We start from the raw sequence: 13,919 nt of genomic DNA, 5'->3' as shown, positions 1-13,919 counted from the left end.
GGACAGAAAAAAAAGCGAAATGGGGTTATAAAGTAACACTACAGGATGTCTCAGTTAATGTCATTCATCCGCAGCAGCGGCAGCAGCCAGACTTCGGCGTTGTGCGTGATTTGCTGTAGCGTTGCTTCATCCAGCGTGCGGAACAGCCGGGCCAGATAGGGATCGCTGCCCTCGCCTTCTATTTGCATATTGCCCTGCCAGGCCTGCAGCAGCTTATTGCGCGCTTTTGCCTGCGTCGCCTCATCGTAAGAGACCGCCGCCGCCTTTTCGTCATAGCAGGCCTCCAGCCAGGCACCGCCGGTTTTGGGCAGCAGCAGCAGCGGCGCGCACATGCCTGCTTTATAGCCTTCGATATAGCGTTCAAGCCAGCCGCTGGCCTCAATGGCGGAAAGCGGCGGGAACCACCAGCGGCTCTCTTTACGTCCGTACATGCGGCTGGCGCCGCTGCCGCCCAGCACGCAGTAGACCAGATGTTCCAGCCACAGCGCCAGCCCGTCGGTAAAGTTAAGGTGGCCTGGCCGCCAGCGCAGCAGGCCATCGTCCTGTACGGCAGGCAGCCAGCCGCTCAGCTGAAGCCCGCCAACCTGAAGATTGATTTCCTGGCTGACGGCATCCTTGCGCTGCTCGCGCACCACGCCGGCCAGTTCGGCCATATCCGCCAGCTGATCCTGCCAGAACAGTTCGCCCCAGGCGCCATACGGCAGATTGCCCGCCGCGCGATGACGATCGAACAGCGGTTCGCCCGGCTGGCCTTCAATCAGGGTATTCAGCAGCTGGGTATTGAGCTGGTAACGGCTAAGGTTATCCAGAATAAAAGGTTCCGCATCCGGCAGTTCCATGTCTTCCGCGCTGAAGCTGACGCCCAACCGCAGGCTGAAAAAGGCGCGTACCGGATGACGCCAGAAACGCAGCAGCTGGTCGAAGTTAAGCTCGGCAATATTTTCCTCCGGCAGCGGCTGCATAAATGGCGGATGCGGCACGCCGCTCGCCTTCGCTGCCGGTAGCCACTCCGCCGCATAGCTCTGATAACGCGCCTGCGGCAGAAAGTTTTCCGCCGCAAACGGCATCCTGCTGTGTAGGTGATGCAGATGCGCGATAACCCGCGCCGCGCTGGTATCCACATCGCTCTGACGGTCTTCCGGCAGACAGAAGCTTTGCCCGATATAATCCACCAGCTCGCTGACCAGCACCGAAGGGAATCGTTCCGAATTGTCCTGTATGGTGCGGCCGATATAGCTGATATAGAGCTGATGCTGAGCGGAGTTAATGGCTTCCAGAAACAGATAGCGGTCGTCGTCGCGACGGCTACGGTCGCCTTTTTTCGGCTGCTGGCTCATCAGATCGAAACCCGGCGGCGGCAGCGTGCGCGGGTAGACGCCGTCGTTCATGCCCAGCAGGCAAACCACCTTAAAGGGAATGGATCGCATCGGCATCAGCGTACAGAAGTTAACCGGGCCCGCAAGAAAGCGCTGGCTGATCCGCTCCTGATCCAGCCTGGCGCGCAGTTCGTCGCGCAGCAGCGACAGCGGGATAGCCTGCTGATATTCGGCCTGAATACCGTAGCTGATGGCCTGCTGCCACTGCTCTTCAATCAGCGCCAGCGCCGCTTCCGCCTCGGCATCGCCTTCAAAGAAATCGCCAAGCAGCTCGCGACAGAGCGGCAGCCACGCCTCCAGTGCTCTTGGCTCGCTCAGCCGCTCGCGCCAGCGACGCAGCTGCATTAACAGCTCGGCCAGGTGCCCCACCAGCTCGGCAATCAGGCCGCTGGATTCATCATAGGGCAGCACGCCCTGCCAGTGGCCGATATCGCTGTGCATGGCGTAGCCCAATAGCATTCTCGTCAGGCCGAACTGCCAGGTATGCTGTCCGGTTGGCGGCAGATCCAGCTCGCGCACCGTGTCGTCATCCAGCCCCCAACGAATGCCGCACTCGCCGACCCAGTGCCGCAGCCGCCGCAGCCCTTCTTCATCAACAGAGAAACGGCTGGCAACCGCCGGCACTTCCAACAGTGCCAGTACGCTTTCGGAGGTAAAGCGGCTGTCCGGCAGGCTCAGCAGCGCAATAAAGGCCTGCAAAGCAGGATGCGCCTGGCTGGCGCGACGGTCGGAGATGGAAAAAGGCAGCCAGCGTTCCGCAGGCGCATTGCCGAAAACCGCCTGGATAAACGGCGTGTAGGCGTCGATATCCGCCACCATCACGATAATGTCGCGCGGCGAAAGCTGCGGATCTTCCGCCATAATCGCCAATAGCCTGTCCTGCAACACTTCCACTTCGCGCTGCGGGCTGTGGCAGAGGTGAAAAGTCACCGACTGGTCGTCGGGATCCAGCACCCGCTTGCCCAGGCTGGATTCCCACTCTTCCCGCTTCAGGCCGATCACGGCATTGTCTTCCAGCTCCAGCAGATCGTGCTGTAGCGTTTGCAGCAGCGTGGTCGGTTCAATATCGACAAAGGCGTCGATTTCCCGACACTCCATCTGCGCCAGCAAAAACAGGTTGTCGCGCCCCAGCTTACCCCAGGAAGCCAGCAGCGGATTGCTCAGCTGCTGCTCGCCCGCCTCGTTAAACAGGCTGGCGGCGTCTTCTTCACGAAACAGCGCGCTTTCCCGCTGCTGTTTGTAGTGCTCGCGGCGGCGGCTTTGCAGCTTAGCCAGAAAAGCGTAATCCTGAATGTCACCCCAATAATGGCGGCACGGGTTGGTAAACAGCAGGTGGATATCGATATGCTTGCCGAGCGCCTGAAGCGCCTGGAGGTACACCGGCGGCAGCGCGGAGATGCCGCAGATAAATACGCGATCCGGCAGGTTTGGCGGCCGGGTACTGCTTTGTTCCAGCGTGGCGATAAACCGCGCGTAAAGATTGGCGCGGTGCCATTCCGGATGGCCCAGCTCGCGGTTCCAGGCAACCAGCTCCGCCCACAGCGGCGCCTGCCACTGCTGCGCTTCGCCCAGCCCTTCGATCTGCTGCCCTTTTTCCCAGCTGTTAAGCCACTCCGAGCGGTAAACCAGATACTGGTCGTAAAGATCGGCTACCCGCGACGCGAGCTGAAACAATTTGCGCTTGTCTTCATCATCGGAAAGGTAGTGGCTCAGCATAACGAATTCCGGCCGCGACAGCAGCTTTGGCAGGATAGTCATCAGCTTCCAGCTCATGCTGGCTTTGCTGAAGGCGCTCTCTTTAGGAATGCCCGGCAGAACGCGGACAAACATATCCCAGATAAAGGACGCGGGCAGCGGAAAGGCGATATTAGCCGCAATGCCGAACTGCTCGGCCAGCGACATTTGCAGCCACTGCGCCATACCGGGACTCTGCACCAGCACCACTTCGGACTGGAAAGGATCGCGCAGCGGCTGGTTTTCAATATGAAAAGCCGCCAGCGTTTTTAAAAGATCCAGCTGATTCGAGTGATAAACGGTAAACATGCCTGCTCCTGGTACGGTGTTGCGCTCTGCGTGCACACTCTACCCCGTCCGGAGGCTGTTGCAAATGCGGCTGTCAGGCCGTTTACCGTTTATGTAGCCGAAAGTTATTTAAAGGTGTAAGCGACCCCCAGCCTTAAGCGGAGCTGGCGCTCGCTGGAATAAGCGCTGCGGCCGATATCGGCGAAGGTGACATAAGGCCGCCACTCTCTGTTCGCGCCAACTACATAATCAAACTGTAGCTCCTGCTCGTAGTTATTTTTCTTATTGGCGAACAGTAAATCGTCACCGTGCATATAAATGTATTTATAGGTGGTGGTTAAATCTTTCCAGCGGTAGCGGAAATAGGCATCAAAGCGGTTAACGGTACGGTGCTTGTCCAGGCTGCAATAGTCGTGACCGGCTTCACCACACTGGCCGTCATGCGCATAGTCGCTTAGCTCCAGGCGATACATGCCGCCAACAGACCAGCTGTCATTAATTTTATACCAGGGCACGACGCCAAATTTCCATTCCGTTCTCACCGAACTGAACTCTGGCTGAATAAAAGGGGTAAAAGTCCAGTCGCCATAAAAAAAGTTTTTCATCAGCGTCATTTCGACTACGTTCAAAACTATGTCGTTATAATATTTATCTTTCGGGTCCGGGCCGCCGGTTTTAAATTTGGTTTCGACGCTAAAAACGTAATTATCAGGCAGGCTGGCACCCAGCGCCAGCTTATCGTAGTGGGTGCGGTCGCGCAGGCGGTAGCCGTGTCGATAATCCACGGTCACATCTTTGACGGCATCTGCGCCCGCCGGGGGAAGAAATACCGCGGATAAAGAGAGGGAGAGTAAAAGTTTCGTTGCTATTTTCATCTTGTTTCATCCGTGAAGGTTTATTAAAAGAGCCTGTTACTGACTGCATTAATTGCCAGGCAGATTCAGTCGGGATAGTTAACCGTCCTGGTATACCTCCTTAATACAAAAAGCCGCTGCCGTTCTGTGTTAATACTGACACGGGAAAAGATATTTTTATAAAAACTTTCAAAACCGCCTGAAAAGCAAAGTCACTTGATAAAAACAAAAATATTATGACAGGGAAAGTAATGGATAGTTACGTCCCGAACCTTCGCTATTTTGCCAGCTTGTTTTTTTCTGTGGCAGCAGAAAAAAGATTTCCGGCTGTTATCTCTCATAAAGAGATAATCGGCCGCTGGCTGCTTTCAGGCTTTTTCAAAACGACGACAGCATAAACTACCTGTGCAGCTCTGCACTTTCCTGTTGGTCTTCGCTTTTACAGCTCAGCTGCGATAATGCAGCTTTAGCCCCGGCAGGACTGATAACCCGCGCCGTTAACAGCATGCAGCCTTCGGTCAGCGTTTGCTGTTCCAGCATCGTCTGCCAGCCGGGCGCCTGATAGCCTTCGAACCGCTGCCGGGCCAGCCTGACCGCTTCCCGCTGCTGTAGCTGCAGCTGAAAGCTTCTTCCCAGCGCCAGCTGATACTGAACCAGCGCCAGCGAGCTCAGGCTAAACAGCAGCAGCGCCACCAGCGTTTCCGGCAGGCTAAAGCCCTGCGGTTTCCCTGTCCGGCAGGCAGTCTTCTTCCTGCGCCAACGGACAAAAATCAAGCCAGCCGTGCGGCTGTGGATGTACGCGGCCATTTTGTTCATCGTGGGTTACCCATTGATAAAAGGCGATAGTGTCTTTGCCGCCGTCACCACGTAATAAGGCTTCGCCTTTCGTTGTCACTTTAAAACAGGCCCGCCAGTCAGGCTGCTGCCGTGCCGTAAGGCAGCGCCAAACCACCGTCGACGCCCATTTTTCCCTTTTCCCCGCCTCCAGCGCCGAAGCGGCCAGGCTGGCCTGCCGCAGATAAAGCCGCTCGTCCGCCACAAGGCTTAACGATGCATCCAGCTGCTGTCGGGTGGCGTTGAGCAGCGCCGTCGACATCAGCAACAGCAGGATCGCCATCAGCAGCGCACCGCTTCCCTGCTGCGTATTCACAAGTTTTCCGCCGTGATCCAGCGCTCGACGGTTAGCGGCAGCTGCGGAAAACGTCTGGCATAGCCGCCAAGCAGCAGTCGGATCTGTCTCGCGTGCTTAAGCACGCGAAAATCGCTGATTACTATGCTGTCCGGGTCGTTCATTTTTTCCCATCCGCCGCTGTCGCAGCTCTGTACGCCGCGCTGCGCCTCCAGATTGCCGTCGCGCAGCCGGAAGCCATAGTAGTCGCTGTTGTCATTGCCCGGCCCTTCCCAGCGGCCGTTGCTGTTCTCGTCCCAGCGCACCAGCAGGCATGCGTTTTTTTCGCCGATCGTCTGCAGCCCTTCGCCCTGGCATTTGCCGTGACAGTAGCCCGCGCGCCGCACGCTTTTTTCCAGCGTGCTCATCATCAGCTGTAGCTCTTCGTGAAGCTGAAAGGTCAGCAGGATCCGCAGATTGCCGATCTGCAACAGCGGCAGAAATTTTGCCGCGCCCAGCATCAGTACGCCGCTAATCGCCAACGCCACTAACATTTCCGGCAGGGTAAAACCACCGCGCTTCACGGACAGGCATCCTGACAAATGCGCACCCTTGCCCTCGACGACAGGATAATATGACGTTCGCCCGCCGCGCCGACGATCACGATCCGGCCCGGTTTGGCCACGTTGCGGCGGCCATAAAATCCCATCCCCTCCGTGAGCGAGGCTATTTTTATCGCAGGCCAGGGCGCAGTTAACGTTCGGCGCTGGCGGCCATGGCAGGACGCCTGCACCGGGCCGCTGCCCAGGCACCACGAAGCGCCATCCGTTTTCCACAGCAGCGCCTGCCGGTTATGCCAGTTTGTCTCGCTGCGCAGCCGCAGTAAAAAATGCTGGATTTGCCGCGCGCTCGCGTTTAGCCGCTGCGTCTGCTGCCACTGCTGCCAGCCACCGACCGCGCCGGCCATCAGCATGCTGGCGATAGTCATGACGATCAGCAATTCCGGTAAGGTAAAGCCTGCTCTGTTCATGTGCTCTATTGTGCCGTTGGCGAGCAAAGTTGCCAGCCACAAAAAGCCATCATGCGAGCGGCTTTCCGGCCGTTTACGCTTTGGATGTTTCATTACCTGTTTTTTTGCGGCCTGTATTGGAAAAACAACCTTTTCCGCTGCGGTTTTACCGCGCCATCCTGTCGGCAAAAATAAAGTTCAGACAGGTGGGCGCTTAAGCTCCGGGCAGAAAAGAAAGCGGTTAAGAGAACGGCAGCGGCAAGATAGCGGCGCTTAAGCTCTGGGCAGGAAAGAAAAAGGCAGAAATAACGGTGGCAACACGGGGATACTTAAATTTAGTACAGCAGAGAGAACGGCAGCAGCTTTGTCGGGTCGTAAAAAAGGGAGCGAAAGCTCGCTCCCTTAGTCGGTCAGATGGCGACCGGCGCCTTAATGGCAGGATGCGGATCGTAACCTTCGATATCGAAATCTTCAAAACGATAATCAAACAGCGAAGCGGGTTTACGTTTGATCACCAGCTTCGGCATCTCACGCGGCTCGCGGGTCAGCTGCAGATTCGCCTGCTCCAGATGGTTGCTGTAGAGGTGCGTGTCGCCGCCCGTCCAGACAAAGTCGCCCGGTTCCAGATCGCACTGCTGCGCCACCATATGCACCAGCAGCGCATAGCTGGCGATATTAAACGGCAGGCCAAGGAACACATCGCAAGAGCGCTGATAGAGCTGGCAGGAAAGCTTGCCGTCCGCCACGTAGAACTGGAAGAAGGCATGGCACGGCGCCAGCGCCATCTCGTCAAGCTCGCCCACGTTCCACGCGGAGACGATGATGCGGCGCGAGTCCGGATCGTTTTTCAGCTGCTCCATCACTTTTGCCAGCTGATCAATCTGGCGGCCGTCCGGCGCGCCCCAGCTGCGCCATTGCTTGCCGTATACCGGGCCAAGGTCGCCGTTTTTATCGGCCCACTCGTCCCAGATGGTCACTTTATTTTCTTTCAGATAGGCGATATTGGTGTCGCCCTTCAGAAACCACAGCAGCTCATGGATAATCGAACGCAAATGGCACTTCTTGGTGGTCACCAGCGGAAAGCCTTCCTGCAGGTTGAAACGCATCTGATGACCAAAAATCGACAGCGTGCCGGTACCGGTACGGTCATTTTTCGGCGTGCCCTCGTTGAGCACTTTCTGCATTAATTCCAGATACTGTTTCATTTTTCCTCACGAACGTGTTGCACGGTACGGCGGCGATACGCCCAAATCATCATAATCGCGCCGGCGATAATCATCGGCGTCGAAAGGATTTGCCCCATGCTGATAAAATTGTCGAACAGGCCCAGCTGGGCGTCTGGCTGACGGAAATACTCCACGATAAAGCGGAATACGCCGTAGCCGATCAGGAACAAGCCTGATACCGCGCCCATCGGACGATTTTTACGGATAAAAACGTTCAAAATGATAAACAGCACCACGCCTTCCAGCAGCAGTTCATAGAGCTGAGAAGGATGGCGCGGCAGCACGCCGTAAGTAGCCAGCAGCGACTGCCATTCAGGATGGGTGGCGGCCAGCGCTACGTCTTCGCCGCGCGAGCCGGGAAACAGCATCGCCCATGGCAGATCGGGCGCTACGCGTCCCCAGAGTTCACCATTGATAAAGTTGCCCAGACGGCCGGCGCCCAGCCCGAAAGGGATCAGCGGCGCGATAAAATCCGCCACCTGGAAAAAGTTGCGTTTGGTACGGTGGGCGAACCACAGCATCACGCAGATAACGCCCAGCAGGCCGCCGTGGAACGACATGCCGCCATCCCAGACCTTGAACAGATAGAGCGGATTATCCAGAAACAGCGGCATATTATAAAACAGCACGTAGCCGATGCGGCCGCCCAGGAAGACGCCGAGGAACCCCGCATAGAGCAGATTCTCAACCTCTTCTTTTTTCCAGCCGCTGCCCGGCTTGTTGGCGCGGCGTACGGCCAGCCACATGGCAAAGATAAAGCCGACCAGATACATCAGGCCATACCAGTGCAGGGCGATCGGCCCGACGGAGAAAATTACCGGATCAAATTGGGGGAAAGCCAGATAGCCGTTAGTCATCTTTCACCATTATTAATAGTCCCTGATTTCAGGTGACGGAATGAATAAAGCGCGCGTGCGGCGCCGCGCAGAGGCGCGCATCATAGCACAGGCCGCACGAAGGCGGCCCGATGGAACTTTGTAAACTTTAATAAGAGAACTATCGACCACCGCGGATCAGACCGCCCAGCCCGCGCCGTTCCATAAAGGCGGCGACCAGGTGGCGCACCTCATTTGCCTGTTCCGCCTGCAGGCCCGCTTCCGCCAGCTTCTGCGCCTCTTCGTAATCAATATGATGCAGAAGATATTTCACCCTGGCGACGTTGCGTCCGTTCATGCTCAGATGGTGATAGCCCAGCCCCACCAGCAGGGCGACGCAGCTGGAATCGCCCGCCATTTCGCCGCACAGACAGAGTTCGATATTGGCCCGCTTCGCCTCTTCCGCAATGGTTTTCAGCGCGCGCAGCATCGCCGGATGCAGGCTGTCGTAAAGGCTGGCGACGCGCGTATTGTTGCGATCGACGGCCAGCAGGTACTGCGTCAGATCGTTAGTGCCGACGGAGATAAAATCGACCCGCTTTGCCAGGTGGCCGATCATAAAGATCATCGAGGGTACCTCAATCATCACGCCGACGCGCGGCCTGGGAATCGGGTAGCCCAGCATCTCTTCCACTTCCTTTCCGGCTCGTTCGATTAGCCTGAGCGCCTCGTCGATTTCATCAATGCTGGTGATCATCGGCAGCAGAATGCTGAGGTTGTCGCTGGCGACATTAGCGCGCAGCATGGCGCGTACCTGGACCAGAAAAATCTCCGGCTGATCCAGCGTTAGTCGGATACCGCGCCAGCCCAGGCAAGGGTTCTCCTCGCTTATCGGCATGTAGGGCAGCTGTTTGTCAGCGCCGATATCCAGCGTGCGCAGCGTAACCGGCTTTTCCAGGAAGAGTTGCAGCATCCCCTGATACTGCGCGACCTGCTCCTCTTCGGAAGGGAAACCGTTTTGCAGCATAAAGGGGATTTCCGTACGGTAAAGCCCGACGCCATCCACGCGACCGCCCTGCGCCTGCTCATGCTCCGCGCTCAGGCCCGCGTTGAGCATCACTTTTACCGGCTCGCCCGACTTCAGCGTCGCAGGCCGCTCCACCACGTCTTCCGCCAGCTTGCTCAGCTCGTTTTCTTCGCTGATCAGCCGCTGATATTCCTGCACCAGCACCGGTTCCGGATCCACCAGCAGCTCGCCGCGATAGCCGTCCACGATCAGCAGCCTGCCGTTGAGCGCCTCGGGCTGAATATCCGCGCCCATCACGGTCGGAATGCCCATCGCGCGCACCATAATCGCCGCGTGCGAGTTGGCCGCGCCATCCCTGACCACCACGCCTGCCAGGCGATCGTGCGGCAGCTCGGCCAGCGTCGTGGCGGTCAGCTCGTCGGCCACCAGCACGAAGCGTTCGGGCCAGGTATTGGTGCCCTGCATGGTGTCGTCGAGGTGAAACAGCAAACGCTGCCCCAGCGCGCGCAGATCGCCCGCCCTTTCACGCAGATAGCTGTCCTGCAGGCTGGCAAACTGGGCGGCAAACTTCTCAATGACCTTCTTTACCGCCCATTCCGCCACGAAGCCGTTGTCGATCTCCGCAAAGAGATCTTTTTTCAGCCTGTTGTCGCTGAGCAGGTGCGAATAGAGATCGAAAATGGCGGCGCTTTCTTTATGCACGCTGGAGGTGAAACGTTTGCTGTAGCGGCGAAACTCGCCGGAAGCCTCGTCCATCGCCAGCGACAGCCTTTCGCGCTCGCGCACCGCATCCAGCGTGGAGGCCGCCGAAACGGTATCCAGCGACGGCTGGTTGCTTTCTACCCAGCCTGCGGCCACCGCCACGCCCGGCGCGGCGGCCAGGGCACGCACGCGGGTTTGCCGGTACTGTCCGAACAGCGTATTAAGCTGCGATTGAGAGAGAATAGTGGCCATTTGCGTAGCCAGCGTCACCAGAAACGATTCTTCGCTCTCGTCAAACTGGCGGTGCTCGCGCTGCTGAACGACCAGTACGCCCAGCAGCTGGCGGCGGCTGATAACCGGCACGCCGAGAAAAGAACGGAAGCGCTCTTCTTTTACGGAAGGAATATATTTGAAGCTGGGATGACTTTGCGCATCGGCAAGGTTGATAGGTTCAGCCAGACGCCCTACCAGCCCGACGATCCCTTCGTCGAAAGCCAGCGCGACGGTGCGGCCGCGCGGCTTTTTCAGGCCGCGCGTCGCCATCAGGTAATAGCAGCGACGGTCGTGATCGGCCAGGTAGACCGAACAGACTTCGGTATCCATTGCCAGGCAGATTTCGCTGACCAGAATGTCGAGCGCCTCGGTCAGCCGGGGCGCTCCTGCCACTTTCTCCACTATCTCGCGCAGCTGTATAAGCATATCTGAGCGGCTTACCCTCTCTTCCGTCGATAAGGCGTATTTCGCGGTACGGCATTCTCCTGCAGGGGCATCACCACGCTGGCGAACTCCTTCATCACCCGGCGATAAACGTCGCGTTTAAAAGAGACAACCTGACGTACAGGATACCAGAAGCTCACCCAGCGCCAGCCGTCGAACTCCGGCGTGCTGCTGGTTTGCATGTTGATATCCGCGTCATTGCACAAGAGTTGCAGAAGAAACCACTTCTGTTTCTGGCCGATACAAACCGGCTTTGTGTCCCAACGCACCAAACGTTTCGGCAACTTATAGCGTAACCAGTTCCGGGTAGAGGCAAGGATGCGCACATCTTTGCGGTGCAAACCGACTTCCTCAAAGAGTTCTCGATACATCGCCTGTTCTGCCGTTTCGCCAGGGTTGATGCCTCCCTGAGGAAACTGCCAGGAGTGCTGGCCATACCTTCTGGCCCACAACACTTGTCCCTGCCTGTTACAAATTACGATACCAACATTCGGGCGGTAGCCATCATCATCGATCACTGGACTACCTCAAAACTAATACTCGGATAGCCTGATTGTTTCATACTCCTTACAGACGGTAAACCACTGCTTTTGGGCCGTTACTGACGGCATTCGCGGGATAACTTGCGAACATTCGTAGAGTTATAAACAGAAATCGCCACTTTTGCGCGATCTTATTCACCTTTTCTGTGGATATCTTTGTGCAGAACTCTCCTGGCCGCTGGGGAAAACTCAGAGTGGCGCCTTTTAGCCTAAGGTTAATACTTTGGTTAACGCATTATAAATATTGGGATTTATCCAATTCTACCGCGTCCTTCTGCTGTTTCAGGGCCCCCGATCAATAACGACACCAGGCAGGTGGCGAAAGATCGAACACCGACTTTTTTATCCACAGGATATGTTGCTATCCTAAGCAAAAAATGCGGTAACCCGGGTAAAACCGCCGCGTCAAGCCTGTAAATCGAAACAGTATTATTTTAAAAATCGACTTATCCCATTTTTCTGTGGATAACTACGTGTAAGATCCTGTTCATTGTCGGTGCGCAGGCAGGCATAACCTTTTCAACTTCCCGATCGCGGCCGCAAAGTGACAAAAAAAAGCCGCGATTAATCATGCTATTATTGCGCTTTTCCTCAGGGATGAACGCATCCCTTTTAATATGGAAAACTACTGTTCATTTTTTAACCAACAACCAAGAGCAGGCGATGCCAGACTATTTTTCTCCGGTTTTACCGCCGGAAAACGAAGCCGCGTTACTGGAACGCGCGCGCCAGCTGGCTGGCTTTACGCTGGGCGAACTGGCGTTGAGAGCGGGCCTTACGATACCGCGCGACCTGCGTCGCGATAAGGGCTGGGTGGGTATGCTACTGGAACGCTATCTGGGCGCCAGCGCAGGCAGCAAACCAGAACAGGATTTTGCCGACATCGGCGTGGAGCTGAAAACTATTCCTGTCGACGCGCAGGGCCGCCCGTTGGAAACCACCTTTGTTTGCGTGGCGCCGTTGACCGGCAACAGCGGTCTGGTCTGGGAAACCAGCCATGTGCGACATAAGCTGGCGAGAGTATTATGGATCCCGGTAGAAGGCGATCGGGCAATTCCGCTGGCCGAACGTCGCGTCGGCGCCCCGCTGCTGTGGAGTCCCAGTGAAGAAGAAGAGCTGCTGCTGCGGCGCGACTGGGAAGAGCTGATGGATATGATCGTGCTGGGACAGGTAGAGCGTATTACCGCCCGCCACGGCGAAGTGCTGCAAATCCGGCCCAAAGCCGCCAACAGCAAAGCCCTGACGGAAGGCATTGGCGAAAACGGCCAGCCGGTGATGACGCTGCCCAGGGGCTTCTACCTGAAAAAGGCTTTCACCGCGCCCTTACTGGCACGTCATTTTTTACTGTAAAGCTTTAGCTGAGCGGCATCCGGATGAGTATACTCTTCGTTTAACTTTCGTTTAGGATGCAACGTTGTATGTTTGACTGGATTGCCGATCCCAACGCCTGGCTGGCGCTGGGTACACTGACGATTCTGGAAATCGTTCTGGGTATTGATAATATTATTTTTCTTTCTCTGGTGGTGGCTAAACTTCCCAAACAGCAGCAGAACGCCGCGCGCCGTATCGGCCTGGCGGGCGCCATGCTGATGCGTCTGGGTCTGTTGGCCTCGATTGCCTGGGTCATTCGCCTGACCACGCCGCTGTTTACGTTGATGGACCACTCTTTTTCCGCGCGCGATTTAATCCTGCTGTTCGGGGGGCTTTTTCTGCTGTGGAAGTCCAGTATGGAGATCCACGAAACAATAGAAGGCGGTGAAGAAGAACATAAAAGCAATGTTCATTCCTTCGCCGGCGCGATTGTGCAGATTATGCTGCTGGATATTATCTTCAGTCTTGATTCGGTAATTACTGCCGTTGGCCTGTCCGATCATCTGATTATTATGATGGCGGCCGTGGTAATTGCAGTGGGCGTGATGATGTTTGCCGCCCGCGCTATCGGTGAATTTGTTGACCGCCATCCTTCAGTAAAAATGCTGGCGCTGACTTTCCTGATCCTGGTAGGTTTCACCCTGATCCTGGAAAGCTTCAATATTCACGTGCCAAAAGGCTATATCTATTTCGCGATGTTCTTCTCCATGTCGGTAGAGTGTCTTAACCTGCTACGCGGCAAAAAAAACCACGCCTGATACCAGGCCGACCGGCGCTGCCGGTCGGCTTCTTCCCGTTGTTTTTACGATCAAAGTCAATAGTTCGTCGTGCTGTGACGCCTTTTTAGGAGTTCTGCGGTTAACGCTTTCTGTAAAATGCGCTATTACTGATGCAGGCAAATTGAAGGCTAAGGGAGCGAAGTATGAAGTTGATGTCTGGCGCGGCCGTTCTGATGCTGGCCACGCTGCTCGGCGGTTGCAGCAGTGATTACGTGATGGCGACAAAAGAAGGCAAGATGATTATGACCCAGGGTAAACCGGAGATCGATCAGGATACCGGTCTGGTGAAGTACACCGATCGCTCCGGCCATGAGCTGCAAATCAACGGCGATGAGGTTTCATCGATTGTTGAACGCTAAGCCCAATCCCGC

The 13,919-nt window shown here is 56.5% G+C and carries 14 protein-coding genes; 4 read left to right on the top strand and 10 right to left on the bottom strand.

Features of this window, described 5'->3' with window-relative positions; translation table 11 throughout:
• Positions 1-50: 50 nt before the first annotated feature.
• Entirely contained in the window at positions 51-3,419 is a 3,369-nt protein-coding gene (gene recC, locus QZH36_RS09900; protein ID WP_301730091.1) for an exodeoxyribonuclease V subunit gamma, read from the bottom strand.
• Positions 3,420-3,523: 104 nt separating this feature from the next.
• Positions 3,524-4,273: an oligogalacturonate-specific porin KdgM family protein gene (locus tag QZH36_RS09895; RefSeq protein ID WP_253458764.1), complete on the bottom strand. Its 750-nt coding sequence runs from the start codon at positions 4,271-4,273 to the stop codon at positions 3,524-3,526.
• A gap of 230 nt (positions 4,274-4,503) precedes the next feature.
• On the opposite strand from QZH36_RS09895, the gene QZH36_RS09890 reads away from it, so the two are divergent.
• Positions 4,504-4,650, top strand: coding sequence for a hypothetical protein (locus tag QZH36_RS09890; RefSeq protein WP_253458761.1), 147 nt, complete (start codon positions 4,504-4,506; stop codon positions 4,648-4,650).
• Between the two features lies 1 nt (position 4,651).
• Here QZH36_RS09890 and QZH36_RS09885 read toward each other — a convergent pair whose 3' ends face one another.
• The 8 genes from QZH36_RS09885 to rppH all read right to left on the bottom strand — a co-directional run bounded on the left by QZH36_RS09885 (position 4,652) and on the right by rppH (position 11,374).
• Positions 4,652-4,945, bottom strand: a complete 294-nt coding sequence (locus tag QZH36_RS09885) for a prepilin-type N-terminal cleavage/methylation domain-containing protein (RefSeq protein ID WP_253458758.1) — start codon at positions 4,943-4,945, stop codon at positions 4,652-4,654.
• Between the two features lie 16 nt (positions 4,946-4,961).
• Entirely contained in the window at positions 4,962-5,402 is a 441-nt protein-coding gene (locus QZH36_RS09880) for a DUF2509 family protein (protein ID WP_253458756.1), read from the bottom strand.
• Positions 5,399-5,950: a prepilin peptidase-dependent protein gene (locus QZH36_RS09875; protein ID WP_301730163.1), complete on the bottom strand. Its 552-nt coding sequence runs from the start codon at positions 5,948-5,950 to the stop codon at positions 5,399-5,401. The genes QZH36_RS09880 and QZH36_RS09875 overlap by 4 nt, the downstream gene beginning before the upstream one ends.
• The gene (locus QZH36_RS09870; RefSeq protein ID WP_370734695.1) at positions 5,941-6,483 is read right to left on the bottom strand and encodes a prepilin-type N-terminal cleavage/methylation domain-containing protein; all 543 of its coding nucleotides are present in this window, start codon (positions 6,481-6,483) and stop codon (positions 5,941-5,943) included. Before QZH36_RS09870 ends, QZH36_RS09875 begins: the two co-directional genes overlap by 10 nt.
• Positions 6,484-6,779: 296 nt before the next feature.
• Positions 6,780-7,574: a thymidylate synthase gene (thyA, locus tag QZH36_RS09865; protein WP_253458753.1), complete on the bottom strand. Its 795-nt coding sequence runs from the start codon at positions 7,572-7,574 to the stop codon at positions 6,780-6,782.
• Complete coding sequence (lgt, locus tag QZH36_RS09860; protein ID WP_253458750.1) at positions 7,571-8,452, bottom strand: prolipoprotein diacylglyceryl transferase; 882 nt, start codon at positions 8,450-8,452, stop codon at positions 7,571-7,573. Before lgt ends, thyA begins: the two co-directional genes overlap by 4 nt.
• A gap of 139 nt (positions 8,453-8,591) precedes the next feature.
• Positions 8,592-10,838 carry a phosphoenolpyruvate--protein phosphotransferase gene (gene ptsP, locus QZH36_RS09855; RefSeq protein ID WP_253458747.1) on the bottom strand — a complete coding sequence of 749 codons (2,247 nt, stop codon included), beginning with the start codon at positions 10,836-10,838 and terminating at the stop codon, positions 8,592-8,594.
• Positions 10,839-10,849: 11 nt separating this feature from the next.
• Positions 10,850-11,374 carry an RNA pyrophosphohydrolase gene (gene rppH / locus QZH36_RS09850; RefSeq protein ID WP_125287387.1) on the bottom strand — a complete coding sequence of 175 codons (525 nt, stop codon included), beginning with the start codon at positions 11,372-11,374 and terminating at the stop codon, positions 10,850-10,852.
• 687 nt (positions 11,375-12,061) lie between these two features.
• Here rppH and mutH point away from each other — a divergent pair.
• From mutH to QZH36_RS09835, 3 genes are all read left to right on the top strand, one after another.
• A complete protein-coding gene (gene mutH / locus QZH36_RS09845; protein WP_253458745.1) occupies positions 12,062-12,748 on the top strand; it encodes a DNA mismatch repair endonuclease MutH in 687 nt (228 codons plus the stop codon).
• A gap of 68 nt (positions 12,749-12,816) precedes the next feature.
• Positions 12,817-13,527 carry a TerC family protein gene (locus QZH36_RS09840; RefSeq protein WP_253458743.1) on the top strand — a complete coding sequence of 237 codons (711 nt, stop codon included), beginning with the start codon at positions 12,817-12,819 and terminating at the stop codon, positions 13,525-13,527.
• A 164-nt stretch (positions 13,528-13,691) separates the two neighbouring features.
• Positions 13,692-13,907 (top strand): YgdI/YgdR family lipoprotein, encoded by a 216-nt coding sequence (locus tag QZH36_RS09835; RefSeq protein WP_125287384.1) that lies wholly within the window; start codon positions 13,692-13,694, stop codon positions 13,905-13,907.
• Positions 13,908-13,919: the final 12 nt, after the last annotated feature.

Origin of the sequence: Erwinia wuhanensis (genome assembly GCF_030484085.1) — a bacterium.
GTDB classification, from domain to species: Bacteria; Pseudomonadota; Gammaproteobacteria; order Enterobacterales; family Enterobacteriaceae; genus Erwinia; species Erwinia aeris.
The sequence above is the reverse complement of the archived record's forward strand: the minus strand, read 5'-3'. Positions and strand labels throughout refer to the sequence as shown.

Bases quoted from the DNA above. Each gene is read 5' to 3' on its own strand.
- recC (WP_301730091.1), bottom strand. From the start codon at position 3,419: ATGTTTACCGTTTATCACTCGAATCAGCTGGATCTTTTAAAAACGCTG.
- QZH36_RS09895 (WP_253458764.1), bottom strand. From the start codon at position 4,273: ATGAAAATAGCAACGAAACTTTTACTCTCCCTCTCTTTATCCGCGGTA.
- QZH36_RS09890 (WP_253458761.1), top strand. From the start codon at position 4,504: ATGGATAGTTACGTCCCGAACCTTCGCTATTTTGCCAGCTTGTTTTTT.
- QZH36_RS09870 (WP_370734695.1), bottom strand. From the start codon at position 6,483: ATGAAACATCCAAAGCGTAAACGGCCGGAAAGCCGCTCGCATGATGGC.
- thyA (WP_253458753.1), bottom strand. From the start codon at position 7,574: ATGAAACAGTATCTGGAATTAATGCAGAAAGTGCTCAACGAGGGCACG.
- lgt (WP_253458750.1), bottom strand. From the start codon at position 8,452: ATGACTAACGGCTATCTGGCTTTCCCCCAATTTGATCCGGTAATTTTC.
- ptsP (WP_253458747.1), bottom strand. From the start codon at position 10,838: ATGCTTATACAGCTGCGCGAGATAGTGGAGAAAGTGGCAGGAGCGCCC.
- mutH (WP_253458745.1), top strand. From the start codon at position 12,062: ATGCCAGACTATTTTTCTCCGGTTTTACCGCCGGAAAACGAAGCCGCG.
- QZH36_RS09840 (WP_253458743.1), top strand. From the start codon at position 12,817: ATGTTTGACTGGATTGCCGATCCCAACGCCTGGCTGGCGCTGGGTACA.
- QZH36_RS09835 (WP_125287384.1), top strand. From the start codon at position 13,692: ATGAAGTTGATGTCTGGCGCGGCCGTTCTGATGCTGGCCACGCTGCTC.